Annotated in this window: 19 protein-coding genes; 15 read left to right on the top strand and 4 right to left on the bottom strand. The window is 73.4% G+C overall.

Annotation, left to right across the window (positions count from 1 at the left end; genetic code table 11):
• Window positions 1–98: 98 nt before the first annotated feature.
• Window positions 99–857, top strand: a complete 759-nt coding sequence (locus tag DZA62_RS15235) for an SDR family NAD(P)-dependent oxidoreductase (protein WP_116949731.1) — start codon at window positions 99–101, stop codon at window positions 855–857.
• Here the strand turns inward: DZA62_RS15235 and DZA62_RS15230 are convergent.
• Window positions 845–1,948, bottom strand: coding sequence for a hypothetical protein (locus DZA62_RS15230; protein WP_116949730.1), 1,104 nt, complete (start codon window positions 1,946–1,948; stop codon window positions 845–847). The two genes, DZA62_RS15235 and DZA62_RS15230, sit on opposite strands and share 13 nt — an antisense overlap.
• Entirely contained in the window at window positions 1,945–2,085 is a 141-nt protein-coding gene (locus DZA62_RS36380; RefSeq protein ID WP_198663799.1) for a hypothetical protein, read from the bottom strand. Before DZA62_RS36380 ends, DZA62_RS15230 begins: the two co-directional genes overlap by 4 nt.
• Window positions 2,086–2,415: 330 nt before the next feature.
• On the opposite strand from DZA62_RS36380, the gene DZA62_RS15225 reads away from it, so the two are divergent.
• The 6 genes from DZA62_RS15225 to DZA62_RS15200 all read left to right on the top strand — a co-directional run bounded on the left by DZA62_RS15225 (window position 2,416) and on the right by DZA62_RS15200 (window position 9,588).
• Window positions 2,416–3,177: an SDR family NAD(P)-dependent oxidoreductase gene (locus tag DZA62_RS15225; protein ID WP_116949861.1), complete on the top strand. Its 762-nt coding sequence runs from the start codon at window positions 2,416–2,418 to the stop codon at window positions 3,175–3,177.
• 107 nt (window positions 3,178–3,284) lie between these two features.
• Window positions 3,285–4,562: an extracellular solute-binding protein gene (locus tag DZA62_RS15220; RefSeq protein ID WP_116949729.1), complete on the top strand. Its 1,278-nt coding sequence runs from the start codon at window positions 3,285–3,287 to the stop codon at window positions 4,560–4,562.
• A complete protein-coding gene (locus tag DZA62_RS15215) occupies window positions 4,559–5,497 on the top strand; it encodes a carbohydrate ABC transporter permease (protein ID WP_116949728.1) in 939 nt (312 codons plus the stop codon). Before DZA62_RS15220 ends, DZA62_RS15215 begins: the two co-directional genes overlap by 4 nt.
• A complete protein-coding gene (locus DZA62_RS15210; protein WP_198663798.1) occupies window positions 5,494–6,327 on the top strand; it encodes a carbohydrate ABC transporter permease in 834 nt (277 codons plus the stop codon). The genes DZA62_RS15215 and DZA62_RS15210 overlap by 4 nt, the downstream gene beginning before the upstream one ends.
• Window positions 6,328–6,500: 173 nt before the next feature.
• Window positions 6,501–7,409, top strand: a complete 909-nt coding sequence (locus tag DZA62_RS15205; protein ID WP_116949727.1) for a dihydrodipicolinate synthase family protein — start codon at window positions 6,501–6,503, stop codon at window positions 7,407–7,409.
• 58 nt (window positions 7,410–7,467) lie between these two features.
• Window positions 7,468–9,588, top strand: coding sequence for an alpha-galactosidase (locus DZA62_RS15200; RefSeq protein ID WP_198663797.1), 2,121 nt, complete (start codon window positions 7,468–7,470; stop codon window positions 9,586–9,588).
• 93 nt (window positions 9,589–9,681) lie between these two features.
• Here the strand turns inward: DZA62_RS15200 and pdxR are convergent, their stop codons facing one another.
• Window positions 9,682–11,103 (bottom strand): MocR-like pyridoxine biosynthesis transcription factor PdxR, encoded by a 1,422-nt coding sequence (gene pdxR / locus DZA62_RS15195; protein ID WP_116949726.1) that lies wholly within the window; start codon window positions 11,101–11,103, stop codon window positions 9,682–9,684.
• Window positions 11,104–11,244: 141 nt separating this feature from the next.
• Here pdxR and DZA62_RS15190 point away from each other — a divergent pair, with 141 nt between their 5' ends.
• Both DZA62_RS15190 and DZA62_RS15185 read left to right on the top strand, forming a co-directional pair.
• Window positions 11,245–11,748 (top strand): Cif family virulence factor, encoded by a 504-nt coding sequence (locus tag DZA62_RS15190; RefSeq protein ID WP_116949725.1) that lies wholly within the window; start codon window positions 11,245–11,247, stop codon window positions 11,746–11,748.
• A 3-nt stretch (window positions 11,749–11,751) separates the two neighbouring features.
• Entirely contained in the window at window positions 11,752–12,132 is a 381-nt protein-coding gene (locus DZA62_RS15185; RefSeq protein WP_198663796.1) for an SRPBCC domain-containing protein, read from the top strand.
• Between the two features lie 3 nt (window positions 12,133–12,135).
• Here the strand turns inward: DZA62_RS15185 and DZA62_RS15180 are convergent, their stop codons facing one another.
• Window positions 12,136–12,879: a TetR/AcrR family transcriptional regulator gene (locus DZA62_RS15180; protein ID WP_198663795.1), complete on the bottom strand. Its 744-nt coding sequence runs from the start codon at window positions 12,877–12,879 to the stop codon at window positions 12,136–12,138.
• A gap of 69 nt (window positions 12,880–12,948) precedes the next feature.
• Here DZA62_RS15180 and DZA62_RS15175 point away from each other — a divergent pair, with 69 nt between their 5' ends.
• From DZA62_RS15175 to DZA62_RS15150, 6 genes are all read left to right on the top strand, one after another.
• On the top strand, window positions 12,949–13,890 hold the full coding sequence (locus tag DZA62_RS15175) for an ABC transporter ATP-binding protein (protein ID WP_116949722.1): 942 nt from the start codon (window positions 12,949–12,951) through the stop codon (window positions 13,888–13,890).
• The gene (locus tag DZA62_RS15170; RefSeq protein WP_116949721.1) at window positions 13,887–14,666 is read left to right on the top strand and encodes an ABC transporter permease; all 780 of its coding nucleotides are present in this window, start codon (window positions 13,887–13,889) and stop codon (window positions 14,664–14,666) included. The genes DZA62_RS15175 and DZA62_RS15170 overlap by 4 nt, the downstream gene beginning before the upstream one ends.
• 194 nt (window positions 14,667–14,860) lie before the next feature.
• Complete coding sequence (locus tag DZA62_RS15165; RefSeq protein WP_232827505.1) at window positions 14,861–17,020, top strand: ATP-binding cassette domain-containing protein; 2,160 nt, start codon at window positions 14,861–14,863, stop codon at window positions 17,018–17,020.
• Window positions 17,021–17,065: 45 nt separating this feature from the next.
• Entirely contained in the window at window positions 17,066–18,376 is a 1,311-nt protein-coding gene (locus tag DZA62_RS15160) for an alkaline phosphatase family protein (protein WP_116949719.1), read from the top strand.
• A gap of 22 nt (window positions 18,377–18,398) precedes the next feature.
• Window positions 18,399–19,310 carry an aminoglycoside phosphotransferase family protein gene (locus DZA62_RS15155; RefSeq protein ID WP_198663794.1) on the top strand — a complete coding sequence of 304 codons (912 nt, stop codon included), beginning with the start codon at window positions 18,399–18,401 and terminating at the stop codon, window positions 19,308–19,310.
• Between the two features lie 67 nt (window positions 19,311–19,377).
• The gene (locus DZA62_RS15150; RefSeq protein ID WP_198663793.1) at window positions 19,378–20,016 is read left to right on the top strand and encodes a ribonuclease H family protein; all 639 of its coding nucleotides are present in this window, start codon (window positions 19,378–19,380) and stop codon (window positions 20,014–20,016) included.
• The last annotated feature ends 23 nt before the right edge of the window (window positions 20,017–20,039 follow it).

Below are 20,039 nucleotides of genomic sequence, written 5' to 3'. Positions count from 1 at the left end.
GGGCAAGCTTTGACGAGGATCGATCTACCGGAGGTACTGGTTGAGCTGCTCTGATGGACGGGTCAGCATCCACCGTCAAGAGAGCAGGTAGGTCGATCATGCGAGTCGCCATCGTCACCGGCGCGAGCTCGGGCATCGGGCAGAGCGCGGCCGTCCAGATCGCCGCGCGCGGCGCCGGCGTCATCCTCACCTACCGCCGCAACGAGGCGGGCGCGCTGGACACCGTCGCGCGCATCGAGAAGGACGGCGGCACCGCCGTCGCGCTGCCGCTGGACGTCGGCGACACGGCCACCTTCCCGGCCTTCCGCGACGCCGTCGCCGCGGCGCTGCGTGAGCGCTGGGAGCGGGACACGTTCGACGTCCTCGTCAACAACGCCGGCTTCGCCGAGGCCGTGCCGTTCGCGGACATGACCGAGGACCGCTTCGACCGGCTCTACCGCGGCCTGTTCAAGGGCCCGTACTTCCTCACCCAGACGCTGCTGCCGCTGCTGGCCGACGGTGCCGCCGTCGTCAACGTCACCAGCAGCTCCGCGCTGGCCGCCGCCCCTGAACCCGGGTACTCCGGGTATGCGGCGATGAAGGGCGGCCTCGCGATCGCCACGCGCTTCCTCGCGAAGGAGCTCGGCCCGCGCGGCATCCGGGTCAACGCCGTCGCCCCCGGCCCCACCCGCACGCGGCTGTCCGACAACGCCTTCGAGCGGTTCCCGGAGGTCATCGCGCCGCTCGCCGCGAAGGCCGCGCTCGGCCGCGTCGGCGAGCCCGATGACGTGGGTCTGGTCATCGCGATGCTGACCGGTGAGGAGGGCCGCTGGATCACCGCCCAGCACCTCGAGATCTCCGGCGGCTACGGGCTCTGAACCGCCTCGGCCGGTTCGTAGGTGATCGGCGCCGGCTCCGGCACGCTGACCCTGGCGACGTCGTCGACCACGCTGAACGTCGCCGCCCGGCAGGTCGCGCTGGGCACCGTCGACACCACGTAGGGGTCGGCGGCGGTGCCCGTGCCGGAGGCGACGACGACGGCGATGCGCGGGCTGGCCGGGTCGGCCTGGCACTCGGCCAGCCGCAGCTGCCGCCACAGTTCCTCGCCGGCGGCGGTGTCGGAACGGACCAGCTCGCCGATCGACGGTGCGGACGCCGACCCGCCGGTGTCGTCGCCGGACTCGGCGGGTGAGGCCAGCAGCAGCTGGTAGCCGATGCCGCCTACCGCGGCCAGGATGCCGGCGGCGAGCATGATCGTGCCGCCGCGGTTCAGACCCCGGTCCGGCTTCCAGTACCCCGCGCGGTCGAGCAGAGTCTCGCGCACCGAGCTGTAGACGGCGAGCGCCATGCGCACGGAGTCGCGGCGGACCGTCGCCCGCCGGACCTCCAGCCGGGCGGCGGCGACGGCGTCCGGGTCGGGCGGCACGGCCTGTGTCGCGGCGTCCAGCACGCCCTCCTGCCGCGCGGCCTCCTCCGTCGTCCGGGTCGCTTGGACGCGCAGCGCCTGCAGCCTGGTCAGGTAGTCGGCGAGGGTGTCGACGTCGGAGGGCAGGTGGAACCGCGGGTTCGCGTCGATCTCCGCGACGTACTCCGCGGGCAGCGTGCCCAGCTCGTAGGCCGTCGGGCGGAGCAGCTGCACCGCCTGGTAGATCAGGACGCCGACCCCGACCACTCCCGCCGCGCCGACGATCCAGGCGAGGACCAGCTGCCAGGTGTCGTCGGCCCAGCTGAGCTCCGGGGTGGTGACGAAGCCCTTCGCGAACATGGCGGCGCCCACCGCGGCGAAGGCCGCCACCATCCACTTGACCGTCGTGCGCAGGTCGGCGGCGGCGTCGTCCCAGGCCGGCGCCGCGGGCTCGGCGGGGCCCGTCGTCGCGGCGGCCTCGGCCTCGGCCGTCTTGGGCGTCAGCTCGGCGGTGAGCTGCCAGGAGCCCGCCGGCCCACCGCCGGGGGTCCCATCAGTGATCATGCGCCGGCGACGTCGTCGGGTTCGGTCGGCCGCAGCAGCGGCCCCTCGGGCGTGACGATGACCCACGTACCCGGCGGATCCTGGTACTGCCAGGTCAGGCCGTCCTCGATCTTCACGTCACCGTGCTTCGGTCCCATGACTTCCCCCCAGAAGTTGATCGACGGTCCGAGTATGGCCCCGAAACGCCCGGTGCGCACCAGTCGAACGGTTCGGGCGCCGGCTGGACCCCGCCCGGTCAGGGAGGGTGCCCACCCTATGGGCGGGCACCGACACTCGCCGCCGCGCCGCATCGCCGCACCGCACCGCATCGCCGCGCCGCACCGCACCGCATCGCCGCGCCGCATCGCCGCGCCGCATCGCCGCGCCGCATCGCCGCGCCGCCGCGCCGCCGCGCCGCCGCACCGGGCCGGCGCGCCGCGGCGTTACCCGGTGGCGCGGTCCGGGGCTTGTGGTGTGTGCTGCTGGCCATGACTCGACCCGACACTCCGGTGGCGATCGTGACCGGCGGCGCTCGCGGCATCGGCGCCGCCGTGGCCGCCCGGCTGGCCCGCGACGGGCACGCCGTCGCCGTCCTCGACCTGGACGAACGGACCGCCGCCGACACCGCGGCCGCCATCACCGACAGTGGTGGCCGCGCCATCGGCCTGCGCTGCGACATCGCCGACGAGGCCGCCGTCACGGCCGCCGTCGACCAGGTCGTGGCCATCCTCGGGCCCCCGGCCGTGCTGGTGAACAACGCCGGCCTCGGTCCGCCCGCCGGCATCACCGAGATGTCCGTCGAGCAGTGGGACCAGCTGCTCGGCATCAACCTGCGCGGGCACTTCCTGGTCACCCGTGCGGTCGTCGGGCACCTCGTGGCCACCGGCTGGGGACGCATCGTCAACGTCTCCAGCATCTCCGCGCTCGGCGACGAGGGCCGCTCGCACTACTCCAGTGCGAAGGCCGGGCTGCTCGGCTTCACCAAGTCGCTGGCGCTCGAGTTGGGCCGCCACGGGGTCACCGTCAACGCGATCGCACCCGGCTTCATCGTCAGCGACATGACGGCGGCCACCGCGCGCCGGCTCGGGCGCGACGTCGAGGAGCATCAGCGCATCGCCGCGCAGTCCATCCCGGTGGGCCGGGTGGGCCGGCCCGAGGACATCGCGCACACCGCGTCATATCTGGTCAGCCCCGATGCGGGGTTCGTCACCGGGCAGGTGATCTACGTAGCCGGCGGCCCGGTCGGCTGAGCGCGTCACCCTCCTGGATCTGCCTGCGCAGATCCACCCATTGACGGGATATGGGATATCTGACTAGTGTCTCCGCGAGGCGCGATTCGCGGACACAGGGAGGTGTCATGGGCACGACAGGCGGGCGGTCGGTGGCCGCATGGACGGCACGAGCGGTGGGGGTGCTCGCCGCGGCGGGGCTGCTCGCCGCGTGCGGCAGCGGCGGCTCCGACGACGAGACCAGCGGCGGCGGTGACGGCGGCGAGACGACGCTGTCGCTGTGGCACTACTACGGCACGCCCGACACCCCGACCGGGGCGGCGTTGCAGGGCCTGCTCGACCGGTACGAGGAGGAGCACGACGGCGTCACCATCGAGGCGCGGCACATCCCGTTCGGCGACTTCACCCGCACGCTGCTGCAGTCCGCGGCCGGCGGCGACCTGCCGGACATCGCGCTGATCAACGGCTTCTCGACGCAGGCACTGGCCGACGCCGGGGTGATCCAGGACCTCAGCGACCGCGTCGAGGAATGGGGCGAGTCCGACGCCTACTTCGCGACCGGCTGGGAGACCACGCAGGCCGACGGCGCCACGTACGCCATTCCGCACGTCGCCGACGCGTACGCCGTCTACTACAACGAGACCCTGCTATCCGAGGCCGGCCTGGAGCCGCCCACCACGTGGGCGCAGATGCAGGACTACGCCACCCAGCTCTCCAACGGCGAGCGCTACGGCCTCGCCTTCAGCGGCATCGAGGGCGACGAGGGCGCCACGGCGCTGGTCATCCGGCTGCTCGCGGCCGGCGGCGACCCGGCCGACATCGACACCGAGGCCGGTGCCGTCGCCCTGGGTCAGTTCACCGACATGATCGCGGCCGGCGCGGTCTCCAACGGCGTCCTCACCTGGAACGAGGAGGACGTCAAGAACCAGTTCGCCAACGGCCAGGCCGCCATGATGATCAACTCGGCGACCTACCTGAGCGTTCTGGCCGAGGAGAACCCGGAGCTGCAGTGGAACGTCGCACTGCTGCCCGCCGACACCGAGGCGGCCACGTTCCTCAGCCAGGAGAACCTCGCCATCAGCACGTCGACGGAGAACGCGGACGCGGCGTGGGACGTCATCGCGTGGATGCAGCGGCCCGAGGTGCTCGCCGAGTACCTGCCGGAGCGCAACAAGCTGGCCGCGCGCGACGACGTCGACACCGGTGACGACCCGGTGCGAGCCATCTTCGCCGAGCAGCTGCAGCAGGCCTGGGCGCCCGAGGGCGACCTCGCCGCGGCGTCGTCGGAGGTGCTCACCCGCATCCAGGGCGCACTGCAGTCCGCCGCGGGCGGCGGGGCGAGCGTCGAGGACGCGCTGGCCGACGCGCAGGGCCAGATCGACGAGGCGCTGGCGAACGTCGAGTGACCACCACAGTCGCCCCGCCGGGAACGGCGAGCTCCACTCCGGCCCGGGCCCCGCGGCGGGCCCGGCGCTGGGGCGACCACCTGTTCGTCGTTCCCGCGGTCATCTTCGTCGCGGCGACCGTGCTGTACCCGCTGATCTTCAACATCGACCTCAGCTTCCGCGATGTCGGCGTCGCGCAGATCGTCAGCGGCGGGGCCGAATGGGTCGGCTGGGAGAACTACACCGACCAGCTCGGCCGGGACGAGTTCTGGCACGCGCTGGTCATCTCGCTGCTCTACACCGGGCTCGCGGTCACCGCCGCGTTCGCGCTCGGCATGGCGCTGGCGGTCTACTTCAACCAGCGCTTCCCGGGTCGCAACATCATGCGGTCGCTGCTGCTGCTCGCCTGGATTCTGCCGACGGTGGTCAGCGCGAACGTCTGGCGCTGGATGCTCGACGGCAGCTATGGGCTGATCAACACGCTGCTCGAGGCCGTCGGGCTGGTCGACGGCGACGTGTTCTGGCTGGCCCGGCCGGTGCCGGCGCTGTTCGCCGTGGTCATCGCGACGGCGTGGTCGTTCACGCCGTTCATCATGATCCTGCTGCTGGCCGGCCTGCAGGGCATTCCGGACACGCTGTACGAGGCGGCCACCATCGACGGCGCGGGCGCGTGGCGGCGATTCACCAGCGTGACGCTGCCGCTGCTGAAGCCGGTCAACCTGACCGCGCTGCTGCTCTGCTTCATCTCCACCTTCAAGACCTTCGACACGGTGTTCCTGATGACCCGCGGCGGTCCGGGTGAGGCCACGATGATCCTGCCGATCTACGCCTACAACGAGGCGTTCGAGTTCTTCCGGTTCGACACCGGCGCCGTGGCGACCACGCTGATGCTGGTCGTGCCGCTCGGACTGTCGGTCTTCTACTTCCGCTCGCTGCGCCGTGAGGAGCTGTCGTGACGGCGACCAGGCGACGGCGCGGCTGGCTGAGCGTCGGTGGCGTCCTCATCACCATCGCCTACCTGCTGCCGGTGTACTGGATGCTGGCGACGTCGCTGAAGCAGTCCTCGGACATCTTCTCCTCGCCGCCGGACCTGTTCCCGTCGCCGATCAGCCTGACGTCGTACACCGAGACCGTCGTCAACCACGTCGGCATCGGCCGCGGGCTGCTGAACAGCACCGTCATCGCCGTCGGGACCACGGTCGTGACGCTGGCGGTCGCCGTGCCGGCGGCGTACGCGCTCGCCCGGCTGCGGGTCCGGTTCGTCGCGCTGCTGATGTTGCTGTTCCTGGTCGTGCAGATGATCCCGGCGGTCAACCTCGCGCTGCCGATGTTCGTGATCTTCAGCCGGGCCGAGCTGGTGAACTCCTACGTCGGGCTGATCCTGGCGAACTGCTCGCTGGCGGTTCCGCTGGCCATCACGATCCTGCGGCCCTACTTCCTGTCCGTGCCGGGCGAGGTCATCGAGGCGGCCAAGATCGACGGCTGCAACACGTGGACGGCGTTCCTGCGGGTCGCGCTGCCGGTCTCGGTGCCGGGGGTGATCACCGTGGCGGTCATCAGCTTCCTCGGCGCGTGGGGCGAGTTCGTGTTCGGGCTGGCGCTGGCCTCGGACGAGGGCATGCAGCCGATCACCGTCGTGCTGGCCGGACTGACGAACTCGTTCGGGACCCGCTGGAACGACCTGATGGCCGTCTCCGTCGTCGTGGCGCTGCCGATCATCGTCGTCTTCGTCTTCCTGCAGCGCTACATCGTCGGTGGACTCACCGCCGGTGCCACCAAGAGCTAGGGGGTGTCTCCCGGGTCCATGGCCCACTGCGCGACGCCCAGGCGGCGCCTCGCTGCGTTCTCGTCAGTCGTCATAGAACCCCGCTTGACTCCCTCCTCGGCCTTGCGAGGCATCCACCTGGACGCCGCTCGCTACGGCCGAGACCCGGGAGACACCCCTGGAGGAGCACCCGCATGAGCACAGAGACCACGGACGCGTTCGAGCTCTGGGCGGCCACGCCGACGCCGTTCCGGCCCGACGAGAGCCTGGCCGCCGAGGTCGTCCCGGCACAGGCCGAGCACCTGGTCGCGCTGGGCATCGACGGCGCGTTCGTCGGCGGCACCACGGGCGAGTCGATGGCGCTGACGGTCGACGAGCGGGCCGAGCTGATCAGCGCCTGGGCCGAGCACCGCGGCAACCGGCTGCTGCTCGGCGCGCACGTGGGCGACCTCAGCCTGGTCGACGCCCGGCGGCTGGCCCGGCACGCCGCCGACGCCGGTGTCGACCTCATCGCCGCGGTGGCGCCGTTCTACGGCGAGCCGCCGTCGGTCACCGCGATCGTCGACTACCTGGCCGCGCTCGCCGAGGCCGCCCCGGACGTGCCGCTGTGCTACTACCACATCCCCTCGATGACGGGGCTGCGCGCGGCGCCCTCGGCGGTGGTCGAGCAGGCCGCCGGGCGGGTGCCGACCCTGCGGGCCGTCAAGTTCACCGACGGCGACCTGCTGGAGTTCATCCGCACCCGTGAGGCCGCTGACGGCATCCGGGTCTACTTCGGCAGGGACGAGCTGTTGCCGGCCGGTGTGGCCTGCGGCGCGACCGGCGCCATCGGCAGCCTGTACAACGTGCTCGCCCCGGTCGCCCGTGAGGTGCGGACCCGGATGCTGGCCGGCGAGGTCGAGTCGGCGCTCGCGCTGCACCGTCCGTTCCGGCAGATCGCCGCCGTCGCCGACCGGTGGGGATCCATCCCGGTCGTCAAGGAGCTGATCAACCGGTTCGGCCCGGACGCCGGGTCGGCGCGGGCGCCGTGGGGACGGCTCAACGCCGACGCGATCGCCGCGGTCGACGGGCTGGTCGAGGAGCTCAAGGCGGCCGATTCCTGACCGCTCCCGGCGGTCTGACAGGCTGTCCCGGACGTGTCGCTGCGTGAGGGGATCGCCGATGGACCTGTCGCTGGTGGTGCTGGCCCGGGCCGGTGCCAGCCTGGTGCTCGACCTGGACACGCCGTGGCTGCCGCGGGTGCTGCACTGGGGCGCCGACCTCGGTCCCGGGGTCGACCCCGCGGCGCTGCGGGCCGTGGCGGTCCCGGGCCGGCGCGGTGGTGCACCGGCCGACCCGGCGGCGCCGTCGCTGTTGCCGGCCCAGGCCGACGGCTGGGCCGGGCGGGCCGGGGTCGACGGCGTCCGGGACCGCGCCCACCCGCACCTGCGGCTGGCTCCGGTCTCGGTGTCCATCGCGCCGGACGGCGGGAGCGTCGAGGTCGCGTCGCGCGACGAGGTCGCCGCGGTCTCCGTCGTCAGCGCCCTGACCCTCGACGAGGCCGGCGTGCTGCTGGTGCGGCACACGCTCACCAACGACGGCGGCACCGCGTGGTCGGTCGGCGGGGTGCGCGCCGTCCTGCCGGTGCCCGACCACGCGGCCGAGCTGCTGCACTTCACCGGCCGCTGGGGTCTGGAGAAGATCCCGCAGCGCGAGCGGTTCCTGCCAGGCATCCGGTCGCTGGAGACGCGGCGCGGTCGCACGGGGCACTCCCACACCGGGCTGCTGGTCGCCGGCGCCGAGGGCTTCGGCTTCGGCTCCGGCGAGGTGTGGGGCGTGCACGCCGGCTGGAGCGGCTGGACGGTGCACGACGCCGAGCGGGTGGCCGAGGGCTGGTCGACGCTGGGTGCCGGAGAGCTGCTCGCCCCCGGCGAGATCGTGCTGGCGCCGGGGGAGTCCTACGCGACACCGGACGTCTACTTCGTGTACTCGGCTGACGGCCTGGACGGGCTGTCGGCCCGGCTGCACGCGTCGCTGCGGGCCCGCGCGTCACACCCGTCGACGCCGCGGCCGCTGGTGCTGAACACCTGGGAGGCGGTCTACTTCGACCACGACCTCGACCGGATGTGCGGACTGGCCGACGTCGCGGCGTCCGTGGGGGTGGAACGGTTCGTCGTCGACGACGGCTGGTTCCTCGGCCGGCGCAACGACCTCGGCGGGCTCGGCGACTGGTACGTCGACCCCGACCTGTGGCCGCAGGGGCTGCACCCGCTGGTCGACCACGTGAAGTCGCTGGGCATGCAGTTCGGGCTCTGGGTCGAGCCGGAGATGGCGAACCCGCGCTCACGGCTGGTCGAGGAGCACCCCGACTGGCTGCTCAACGACCCCGACCGGCTGCCCCGCGAGTGGCGCAACCAGCACACCGTCGACGTCGCGAACCCGAAGGCCTACGCGTACCTGCTGGAGCGGCTCGACGCGCTCGTCAGCGAGTACGGCATCGACTACCTCAAGTGGGACCACAACCGCGACCTGCTCGAGGCGGTCCACGACGGCCACGCCGGCGTGCACGAGCAGACCGCCGCCGTGTACCGGCTGCTGGACGAGCTGAGGTCGCGGCACCCACGGCTGGAGATCGAGTCCTGCTCGTCCGGCGGCGCCCGGGTCGACCTCGGCATCCTCCAGCGCACCGACCGCGTGTGGGCGTCGGACAGCAACGACCCGCTGGACCGCCAGGCCATCCAGCGATGGACCTCGCTGCTGCTGCCGCCGGAGCTGATCGGCGCGCACGTCGGGCCGTCGCGGACCCACGTCTCGGGCCGGGTCACCGAGCTGCAGCTGCGCTGCGCGACCGCGCTGTTCGGCCACGCGGGCATCGAGTGGGACATCACCGAGTGCTCGTCCGACGAGCTGGCCCTGCTGACCGAGTGGGCGGCGACGTACAAGCGGCTGCGGCCGCTGCTGCACACCGGCCGCGTCGTCCGCGCCGACACCGACGACGCGCACGTCCTGCACGGTGTCGTCGGCGACGGTCACGCCGTGTTCGGCTACGTCGCGCTGGAGACCATGACCGCGGACATCCCGCCACGGCTGCGGCTGCCCGGTCTCGACCCCTCGGTCACGTACCGGGTGACGCCGATCGCCGGGTTGAGCAGCGCGCTGCCGCGCTGGGCCCGGCCGGCCGCCTGGCTCGCGGCCGGCGAGGTGCAGCTCCCGGGCCGGGTGCTCGCGACGGTCGGCCTGCAGGCACCGCCGCTGAACCCGGCCCAGGTCCTCATCCTCGAGCTCACCGCCGTTCAGCCCTAGCCCCGTCCCGCCGCCGTCACAAACCAAGTTGATCTTGGAGTTCTTCGGGTATCCATCGGACATTTCGCCCGCGATGGCCGAACAACTCCAAGATCAACTGCGGAGGGCGGTGCGGAGGCGGGCGAGGCCGGTGGGGATGCGCTCCTCGGTGATGGCGCCGTAGCCGAGCGCCAGCCCGCGGACCGGGTGCGCCAGCGCGAGTGGCGACAGCGGCAGCGTCTCGACCCCGGCCGCCCGGGCGTGGTCCGCGACCTCGACGTCGTCGGCGGAGGGGTCGGCGAGCAGGGCCGTGACGTGCAGGCCGACCAGCGAGGGGACCGGTTCGAGGACGCCGGCGAAGTCGCGGCGCAGCAGCGACGTCACCAGGTGGTGCCGCCGCGCGTACACCCGGCGCATCGCCTTGAGGTGCCGGGCGAACAGGCCCTCGTCGATCAGCTCGGCCAGCGCCGCCTGCGTGGGTACCGCCGTGTGCCAGTCGAGCAGCTGCTTGGCCTTGTGCATGGCGTCGCGCAGCGACCGCGGCGCGACGACGAAGCCCAGCCGCAGCGTGGGCAGCAGCGTCTTGGAGAACGAGCCGACGTAGGCGACGTGGCCGGCGGCGCCGAGTCCGGCGAGCGGCTCGAACGGGCGGCCGGCGAAGCGGAACTCGCTGTCGTAGTCGTCCTCGACGATCAGCGCGCCGGTCCGCCGGGCCCACTCGAGCAGCGCCAGCCGCCGGCCCAGCGACATCGGCGTGCCGAGCGGGAACTGGTGCGACGGCGTCACGTAGACCAGCCGGGCGGCCTCCGGCAGCGCGCCGACCACGAGGCCCTCGCCGTCGACCGGCACCGGCACGACGTCGAAGCCGGACGACGCCAGCAGCTTGCGGGGGAGCGGGTAGCCGGGATCCTCGACCGCCACGACGTCGCCGGGCGCCAGCAGCACCCGCGCGATGAGATCGACGGCCTGCTGGCTGCCGCTGGTGACGATGATGTCGTCGGCGGCCGCCGGGACGCCACGGGCGACGGCGACGTGCCGGGCGACGGCCGCGCGCAGCGGCGGGTGACCGGCGGCCGCGATGTGCGCGCCGCTGCCGACCGCCGTCGCACGCAACTGGCGCGCCGTCACCCGGCGCCACGCGGCGTACGGGAACAACGCTGCGTCAGGGACACCGGGACGGAAGTCGAACTCGGCGGAGGCCGCGGCGAGATCGGTCGCCTCGGACAGCCCGGCCCAGACCGCGCGTGGCGCGAGGGCGACCTGGTCGCCGTCGTCGTCGGCGCGCCCGTCGCCGGCGAGGCCGTCGGCGACGAACGTGCCGACCCCGGGCCGGGCGGTGAGGAATCCCTCGGCGGCCAGCCGGTCGTAGGCCATGCTGACGGTGTTGCGGGCGATGCCGAGGTCGCCGGCCAGCTCGCGCGACGGCGGCAGCGGCTGGCCCGCCGGCAGCCGGCCGGCCAGGATCGCGGCCCGGACCTGCCGGTACAGCTGCCCGGACAGGTCGCTGCGCCCGTCCAGTCGCACGTGCAGGTCCATGTGTGCCGAGCCTAGGACCGCCGGTGACTCGCCCGTGACCGGCCCAGTGCAGAACCCGCTGCCGTGGCCCAGAGGAGACCGTCCGGTCGCGGCTAGCGTGACGACGGCAGGGGAGAAACATACTGGTCAGGAGGGTTCACGATGCGCAAGAACACGGTTCGGACGATCTTGGGCGTGCTGGCGGCCGGCGCGCTCGCGCTGCCCGGCATCGCGGCCACGTCCGCGGCGGGCGGGGACGACGCGCGTGGCGGCGGCCACCACCGCGACTGCGCGGCCAAGTTCGACGAGGCGCAGCGCATCGACATGGAGTCGTTCCGCGACTTCGACGCCGAGGCCTGGCGCGACGGCCACCACGAGGACGCCGTCAGCGTCTTCGCCAGTGGTCACCGGTTCGCCGGCATCGACGCGATCATGGCGGCGCAGAAGAGCCACTTCGAGAACCGCGAGGCGATCTGGACGTGGACCGAGATCGACCGCCACGTCTACGGCTGCAAGACCGCGACCATCGAGTACGACGCCACGTACGAGCTGCCCAGCATCGGGTTCAAGTCGCGTGCACTCACCGTCGTCACCTACACGTTCGAGCGCGGCCGCTGGCTCTCGATCTACGACCAGGGCACCGCCTTCCCGGCGCCGGCGCAGTAGCCCGTGATCGACGTGATGGAGCAGGGCTCCATCGAACGCGTCATCCACGTCGAGGCGCCGCCGCACGTGGTCTACGAGGTGCTCAGCCGGCCCGAGCACCTGCGGCGGTGGTGGCCCGACGACGCGCGGTTCGAGCCGGTCGTCGGCGCGCGTGGCGAACTCATGTGGCGCAACACGGCCACCGGCGGGTCGGCGACGGTCGCGCTCGCCGTCGTCGACGCCGATCCGCCGCGGCGGATCGCGTACCGCTCGACCTCGCCGGAGCCGGGCGGCGGCGGGCCGCCGCTGCTGGTCACGTTCGCGCTGGTCCCGGAGCGCGGCGGGACCCGGGTCCACCTCACCCAGACCGGGTTCCTGGCCGACGGGGCGCCGGCGCCCTGGTGAGCGTCAGCGCAACCGGCCGGCGACGCCGTCGAGCAGCAGGTCGAGCGACAGCCGCATGATCGCGAGCGGGTCGCCCGCCTCGACGGCCTCGCCGGCCGCGGCGCCGACCCGCTCGGCCAGCGGGAACCGATGCCCGCTCATCGCCCGCGTGAGCACGGGGCTGACCGTCGCCCACCAGTCGAGGTCGCCGTTGCCGGCCCGCACGCGGTCCAGCCCGATCTGCTGCCGCGCCGTCGACTCGACGAGCGCCAGCACCCCGCACAGCACCTGGTCCATCTCGAGGTCGGACAGCCCGATGCCGTCGAGCGGCGCGAGTTCGAGCTCGTACTTGGCGGACACGCCGGGCCCGAGCACCGGCCGGCCGGGCACCACCTCGACCGTCCACGGGTGGCGCAGGTGGTGCCGCCAGTTGCGCTCGGCGATGTGCCGCAGCCCGGCCCGCCAGCCGCCCTGCTCGCCCGGGAGCGCGCCGTCGGCGTAGGCCTCGCCGGCGACGGCGTCGAGCATCAGCTCGACCAGCTCCGGCTTGCCGGGCACGTGCGTGTAGAGGCTCATCGCGCCGACGCCGAGGCGGTCGGCGACCCGCCGCATGGTCAGCGCGCCCAGGCCCTCGGCGTCGGCGATCGCGATGGCGTTCTCGACCACGGCCCGCTTGGTCAGCCCGGTGCGGCCGGGCCGGTCCGACGGCTCCCAGAGCAGGGAGACCAGCCGGGTCGGGTCGGACGGGCGGGGCGCGTTCGAGGGCACGGAAATATCCTCTCACTCTCCGTACGTTGTACCGTACACTGTACGGGCAATCGAGACGGAGGAGGGCGAGTGGACGCAGCCATCGAGGCGGGAGCGGTGCGTAAGCACTACCGCGGGGCGCGGCGGCCGGCGTTGGACGGGTTCGACCTGCGCGTCGCGGCGGGGTCGGTGTGCGCACTACTGGGCCGCAACGGCGCGGGCAAGACGACGGCGGTGCGGATCCTGACCACGCTGCTGACCATGGACGACGGCACGGCGGCGGTGGCCGGGTGCGACGTGCGGTCCGACGGCGACGGCGTGCGGCGGGCCATCGGGCTGGTCGGGCAGAACGCCGCCGTCGACGAGGTCCTGGGCGGCCGGGCCAACCTGGTGCTCTTCGGCCGGCTCCGCGGGCTGGCCAAGGCCGCGGCGCGGGCCCGCGCGGACGAGCTGATCACCCGGTTCGGGCTGGACGACGCGGCCGGGCGCGCGGTCGGTACCTACTCCGGCGGCATGCGGCGCCGGCTCGATCTCGCCGCGAGCCTGGTCGTGCCGCCGTCGGTGCTGTTCGTCGACGAGCCCACGACCGGCCTGGATCCTGACGCCCGCCGGGAGGTGTGGGCCACGGTCCGGCGGCTGGTCGACGACGGCGTCACCGTGCTGTTGACCACGCAGTACCTGGAGGAGGCCGACGAACTGGCCGACCACGTCGCCATGCTCCGCGACGGCCGGGTCGTGCTGGAGGGCAGCCCGGCCGAGCTGACGTCGCTGGTCGGCGAGACGCGGGTGGAAGTGCGGTTCGCGACGGCGGACGACGCGGCCGCGGCGGGACGGGCGGCCGGGCCGTACGCCGTCGGCCCGGTCGACGTCGACGGGGTGGCCGTCGCGGTCCCGGTGGCCGACGCGGGCGCCGTCACCGGGTTCTGCGCGGCGCTGGCCGCGACCGGTCCGGCACCGCTCGACGTCGCGGTGCGCCGGCCCACGCTCGACGACGTCTTCGTGCACGTGAACACGGTCGAGGAGGTTCGATGAGCTCGTTGGTCCACGACTCTCTGCTGCTGGCCGGGCGGACGTTCGCACACTGGCGGGCGCAGCCGGTGCCGTTCCTGGTCACGCTGCTGTTCCCGGTGCTCGTCGTGCTGATGATGGGCGGCCTGTTCGGCGGCGCCGTCGCCGGCAGCGCGGGCGACTACGTCCCGTTCGTCGTGCCCGGGGTGCTGGCGCTGACCATGCTGTTCGGGCTCGAGACGACGATGATCGCGATCACCACGGACGCCCAGCGCGGCGTGACCGACCGGTTCCGGTCGCTGCCGCTGCACAGTGGCGCGGTGCTGGCCGGGCGTTGCCTGGCCGACCTCGCCGCGTCGGTCGCCGCGCTGGCCGCGATGACCGCCGCCGGGTTCGCCCTCGGCTGGCGATGGTCGGGCGGTCCGGGTGACGTGCTGGCGGCGTACGGGCTGCTGCTCCTCCTCCGCCTCGGGCTGCTGTGGCTGGGCGTCTGGGCCGGGCTGAGAGCGCCCGGTCTGGAGGCCGTCGCCGCCGTGCAGATCATGGTCTGGCCGGTCGGGTTCCTGTCGACGGTGTTCCTCGACCCGGCGACGATGCCGTCGTGGCTGGGCGCCGTCGCGGAGTGGAACCCGCTGTCGGCGACGGCGGACGCGGTGCGCGAGCTGTTCGGCAACCCCGGCGTGACCGGCGGGAGCTGGCCGGCCGATCACGGACAGGAGTTGTCAGTGATCTGGCCGATCCTGATGGTGGCGGTGTTCGCGCCGCTGTCCGCCGTCGCCTACCGGAGGCTGAACCGATGACGTGTGCCCAGATGCCGAGCGCTGCCGAGCACGGCGAAGACGCAGCCCGCCCGGCTGGGAGGGAAGCCCACCCTACGGGCGGGCACCGACAGCATCGGCGCAACGGCGTCATCGAGGTCCGTGGTGCCCGTGAACACACTCTCAGGAACATCGACGTCGACATCCCGAAGCACCAGCTGACGGTGGTCACCGGCGTGTCCGGGTCGGGCAAGTCGTCGCTGGTCTTCGACACACTCGCCGCGGAGTCGCAACGCCAGCTCAACGCCACCTTCAGCGCGTTCGCGCAGAGCCGGCTGCCCAGTTACGGCCAGCCCGACGTCGACCGCCTGGCGCACCTGTGCGCCGTCACCGTCGTCGACCAGAAGCGGCTCGGCGGCGGTGCGCGGTCCACCGTCGGCACCGCGACGGACATCGGCGCCCGGCTGCGGCTGATCTTCTCGCGGGCCGGCCGGCCGTTCGCCGGGTATTCCAACGCGTTCTCGTTCAACGACCCGCAGGGCATGTGCCCGGCGTGCCAGGGCCTGGGTGTCGTGAGCGTGGTCGACGAGTCGCAGCTGGTCGACCGCGACCGGTCACTCGAGGACGGCGCCCTGACCTGGCCGGCATTCGGGGTCGGGCACTGGTTCTGGCGGTCCTACGCCAGGAGCGGGTTCTTCGACCCGTCGATGCCGCTGCGCGACTACACCGACGAGCAGTGGCGCATCCTCATGTACGCCGAACAGGGCGAGCTGAAGGCGCCCGAGCCCGAGGTCACCAGTTACGAGGGGGTCATCGCCCGGTTCAACCGGCTCTACCTGCACAAGCAGGCCGACGCCTACAAGGGCAAGACCCGCGAGGCGTTCGAGCGCATCGTCACGCGCGGGGTGTGTCCCGACTGCGGCGGCACCCGGCTGGCCGAGGCGGCCCGCTCGTCGCTCATCGGCGGACGTTCCATCGCCGACCTCAACGCCCTGCAGGCCGACGACCTCGTCGACGTGATCCGGGCCATCGACGACCCCAGCGTCGCGCCACTCGTCCAGGACGCCGCGGAGCAGGTCGAACGGCTCGGCATCCTCGGCCTCGGCTACCTCAGCCTCGACCGCGCGACGTCCACGCTGTCCGGTGGCGAGTCGCAGCGGGTGAAGATGGTCCGGCACCTCGGCAGCAGCCTGTCCGACCTGCTCTACGTGTTCGACGAGCCGACGGTCGGGCTGCACCCGCGCGACGTGCACCGGCTCGGCGAGTTGCTGATCGAGCTGCGCGACAAGGGCAACACGGTGGTCGTCGTGGAGCACGATCCGGAGATCATGGCCATCGCGGATCACTGCATCGACATGGGGCCGGGGGCGGGGCGGGCGGGTGGCGCCGTCACGTACGAGGGGTCCTACGACGGGCTGGTGAAGTCCGAGACGCGCACGGGGCTCGGGCTGCGGGCGCCGCGGGTCTCGCGCGACGACGCAGCCGTGCGGACGCCGTCGGGACACGTGCGCATCGAGCAGGCGTCGACGCACAACCTGCGCGACGTGACCGTCGACCTGCCGCTGGGGGTGCTGAGCGTCGTCACCGGGGTGGCGGGGTCGGGGAAGAGCAGCCTGATCCGCGGCCACCTGCCGGCGATCCGGCCGGACGCCGTCATGCTGGACCAGAGTCCGGTCCGCGGGTCGCGGCGGTCCAGCCCGGCGACGTTCACCGGCATGCTCGACCCCATCCGGTCGCTGTTCGCCCGCACGACGGGCGCGCCGGCGGCGCTGTTCAGCCCCAACTCCAGCGGCGCGTGCCCGGAGTGCCAGGGCACCGGGGTGATCTTCACCGACCTCGCGTTCATGGACGGCGTCACCACGATCTGCGAGGTGTGCCGCGGCCGCCGGTTCAAGGACGAGGCGCAGCGGCATCTCGTCCGCGGCCGGTCCATCGCCGACGTGTTCGAGCTGAGCGTCGCCGAGGCGCTGGAGTTCTTCACCGAGAAGGCGATCAGGACCGTGCTGCGGCGGCTGAGCGACGTCGGCCTCGACTACCTCACGCTCGGCCAGACCCTCACCACGCTGTCCGGCGGCGAACGGCAGCGGCTGAAGCTGGCCAGTGAGCTGGTCGTCGGTGGCAAGCTGTACGTGCTGGACGAGCCCACCACGGGCCTGCACCTCGCCGACGTCGAGCACCTGATCGCGCTGCTGCACCGGCTGGTCGACGACGGCAACACGCTGATCGTCATCGAGCACAACCTGGACGTCGTCGCGGCGGCCGACTGGGTCGTCGACCTGGGGCCCGGCGCCGGCCACGACGGCGGCCGGGTGGTGTTCGAGGGGACACCCGCGACCCTGGCCGCCGACGAGTCGACGTACACGGGCCGGTACCTGGCCCGTTATCTCGCCGACTGAGCGCGTCCTCGCCACGTTCATCCCGATCCGGAAGGGTCGGCTTCCATGACGAAGCCGACCGCCGCGCCCCTGTCCGGACGTTCCGTCAGCCGCCGCGCGGTGCTCGCCGCCGGCGCCGGTGCCGCCGCCGCGGTCGCGCTGCCCTCCGTGGCCGCCGCGGAGGGCACCGCCGGCGGTGGCGACCGGGCCCGGCACGTGGTGCTCGTCGGGTGGGACGGGTTCGACCCCGCCTACCTCGACCTGGTCGGCACCCCGCACCTCGACGCGCTGACTCGCCGCGGCGTCATCGGCACGACGACCGGGTGCTTCCCCTCCATCACGAACACGTCGTGGGCCACCGTCGTCTCGGGCGCCTGGCCGCACACGCACCTCAACACGCCGTACTTCCTCGACCCGGCCACCGGCCGTGCGGTGAGCCAGAGCCGGACGCTCGAGGCGCAGACCATCGCCGAGGCGGTGACGGCGGCCGGCGGGACGGTCGCCTCGGTGCAGTTCTTCATCCTGCAGAACCACGGCGTCGTCTTCGGCGACCCGCGGGCCCTGTACGTCCAGCCGGGCGGCACCGGCCCGTCGCGACTGGACCTGGCCGTCGACCTGCTGCACGGGCGGCCGATCCGGTCGGGGTCCGAGACGGTCGTCGTCGAGGAGCCGCCGACGCTGCTCGCCGTGTACGCCGACGACCTCGACGCGCTCGGGCACGCGGAGGGTGCGGAGTCGCCCGGCATGGCGGGCCGGCTGGCCGGGCTGGATGCCGCTCTGGGCCGCCTCGTGCAGGCCACGAAGGACGTCGGGATCTACGGCAGCACCGCGTTCGTGGTCCTCGGCGACCACGGCATGACGACGTTCACCCGCGCGTTCGGCGGCCTCGTGCTCGCCGCGCTGACCGAGGCCGGGTTCACGCCGGAGTTCGTGGCGCCCGGTGCCGCGCCGGCGCCGTCGACCGACGTCGCGATGGTGGTCGGCGGGGTCGCCAGTGTCCACCTGCTCGGCGCCGCCCGGACGCCGGCCGGCATCGCACGGGCCCGCGCCGCGCTGGAGTCGGTCGAGGCAGTGGAACGGGTCCACGACCGCGCCGGCCTCGACGCGTTCGGGGCCAGCCCGCTGCTCGGCGAGCTGGTGGCCGAGCCGGCCGCCGGCTGGTCGTTCGGCCTGACCGACCCGGACGGCCCGCGCGGCTACCACGGCCGGACGGGCGAGCGCGAGGCCGCGCTGCTGATCGCCGGCCGGGGGGTCCGCCCGCGCGCCCGGCTCGACGGCGCGCGTCACATCGACGTCACACCGACGATCGCCGCGCTGCTGGGCATTCCCGCACCGGGACGGGCCGAGGGGCGCGTCCTGACGGAGGCGCTGCGATAGCGCCCCTCCTACGATGGCGGTGATGATCCACACCGAGGTCCCGGACGCCCTCGTCGCGTCGTACGGACGCGACGACGCCGGCCGGGCCTGGCTGGACGGGCTGCCGCGGCTGCTCGTCCGGACGGCGGAGCACTGGGGGCTGCGTCCGGACGGCCCGGCCGGCAACGGCATGGCGGCGCTGGTGCAGCCGGTCGTGCGCGCCGACGGCACGCCCGCCGTGCTGCGGCTGCAGCCGGTCGGCGACGAGAACACCGTGGCCGTGCTCGGGCTGCGCACGTGGGACGGCGACGGCGTCGTGCGGCTGCTCGACCACGACGCCGGCACCGGCGCCATGCTGCTGGAGCGGCTCGACGCCGGCCGGCCGCTCTCGTCCGTGGCCGACGACGACGCCACCATGGCCGTGCTGGGCGGGCTGCTGGCCCGGCTGGCTGCGCGTCCGGCGCCGGACGGCCTGCCGCGGCTGGGCGACGTCGCCGCCGCGATGATCGCCGCCGTGCCCGACGCGGTGCCCGCGCTGTCCGACCCCGCCGAGCGCCGGCTGGTCGAGACCTGCGCGGCGGCCGTGGCGCAGCTGCTGCCCGAGGCCGGTGACCGCCTGCTGCACTGGGACCTGCACGACGAGAACGTGCTGGCCGGGGAGCGCGAGCCGTGGCTGGCGATCGATCCGGTGCCGCTGGCCGGCGACCCCGGATTCGACCTCTGGCCGGCGCTGAACAGCCGCTGGGACGCCGTCGTCGCCGGCGGGGTCGAGCGGGTGGTGCTGCGGCGGTTCGACCTCCTCAGCGAGCTGGTCGGCCTCGACCGCGGCCGGGCGGCGAGCTGGACGCTGGGCCGCGTCCTGCAGAACGCGCTCTGGGAGGTCGAGGACGGCAAGGTGGCGTTGGACCCCGCTGACGTCGCCCTCGCGACCGTCCTGCTGCGGCACCGGGCGTGATCCACGGTCTTCTCGGCGACCGCCGGTAAAGTGCCGGGAGTTCGTTCGTCATCCGAGGAGAGTGCTTGTGCTCGCGAAGTACGCCGGCCGGTGTGGTGCGTGTGGTGGAGACATCCATCCGGGCGACGAGCTCGAGAGCTCGGGCAGTGGCCGCAACCGCGCCTGGGTGCACGCGGCCTGTGCCGGCGCGCCGGCCCTGATCCCCGTCCCGGGCGACACCGAGGCGCCCGCGGCGAAACCGGCCCGCGCCAAGCGGCCCCGTCCGCCGGCCATGGTGGCGCCCGAGGGTGCGGTCGAGGTCTACACCGACGGCGCCTGCTCCGGCACGCCCGGCCCGGGTGGCTGGGCGTGGGCGATCTCGCGCGAGCGGTTCGCGTCCGGGTCCGCGCCGAGCACCACCAACCAGCGCATGGAGATCACGGCGGCGCTCGAGGCGGTCAAGGCGTTGGCCGGCCCGCTGGTCGTCGTCAGCGACTCCGCCTACGTCGTCAACTGCTTCCGCGACGGGTGGTGGCGCAACTGGCGCACGCGGGGCTGGGTCACGTCGACCAAGTCGCCGGTGGCCAACCGCGACCTCTGGGAGCCCTTCGTCGACCTCGTCGAAGAGCGCGGCGACGTCGTCTTCCACTGGGTGAAGGGCCACTCCGGCCATCCCATGAACGACCTCGTCGACGAACTCGCCGTCGCCGCCAAGATCGCCCAGTGATCGGCAGGGAGTCGCCACCCACC

Origin of the sequence: Jiangella endophytica (genome assembly GCF_003427025.1) — a bacterium.
In the GTDB taxonomy this organism is placed as follows: Bacteria; Actinomycetota; Actinomycetes; order Jiangellales; family Jiangellaceae; genus Jiangella; species Jiangella endophytica.
The sequence above is the reverse complement of the archived record's forward strand: the minus strand, read 5'-3'. Positions and strand labels throughout refer to the sequence as shown.

Excerpts from the sequence above, each read along its gene's own strand:
- pdxR (WP_116949726.1), bottom strand. The coding sequence starts at position 11,103 with ATGGACCTGCACGTGCGACTGGACGGGCGCAGCGACCTGTCCGGGCAG.
- DZA62_RS15200 (WP_198663797.1), top strand. The coding sequence starts at position 7,468 with ATGGACCTGTCGCTGGTGGTGCTGGCCCGGGCCGGTGCCAGCCTGGTG.
- DZA62_RS15170 (WP_116949721.1), top strand. The coding sequence starts at position 13,887 with ATGAGCTCGTTGGTCCACGACTCTCTGCTGCTGGCCGGGCGGACGTTC.
- DZA62_RS15235 (WP_116949731.1), top strand. The coding sequence starts at position 99 with ATGCGAGTCGCCATCGTCACCGGCGCGAGCTCGGGCATCGGGCAGAGC.
- DZA62_RS15225 (WP_116949861.1), top strand. The coding sequence starts at position 2,416 with ATGACTCGACCCGACACTCCGGTGGCGATCGTGACCGGCGGCGCTCGC.
- DZA62_RS15220 (WP_116949729.1), top strand. The coding sequence starts at position 3,285 with ATGGGCACGACAGGCGGGCGGTCGGTGGCCGCATGGACGGCACGAGCG.
- DZA62_RS15190 (WP_116949725.1), top strand. The coding sequence starts at position 11,245 with ATGCGCAAGAACACGGTTCGGACGATCTTGGGCGTGCTGGCGGCCGGC.
- DZA62_RS15230 (WP_116949730.1), bottom strand. The coding sequence starts at position 1,948 with ATGATCACTGATGGGACCCCCGGCGGTGGGCCGGCGGGCTCCTGGCAG.
- DZA62_RS36380 (WP_198663799.1), bottom strand. The coding sequence starts at position 2,085 with ATGGGACCGAAGCACGGTGACGTGAAGATCGAGGACGGCCTGACCTGG.
- DZA62_RS15205 (WP_116949727.1), top strand. The coding sequence starts at position 6,501 with ATGAGCACAGAGACCACGGACGCGTTCGAGCTCTGGGCGGCCACGCCG.
- DZA62_RS15160 (WP_116949719.1), top strand. The coding sequence starts at position 17,066 with ATGACGAAGCCGACCGCCGCGCCCCTGTCCGGACGTTCCGTCAGCCGC.
- DZA62_RS15155 (WP_198663794.1), top strand. The coding sequence starts at position 18,399 with ATGATCCACACCGAGGTCCCGGACGCCCTCGTCGCGTCGTACGGACGC.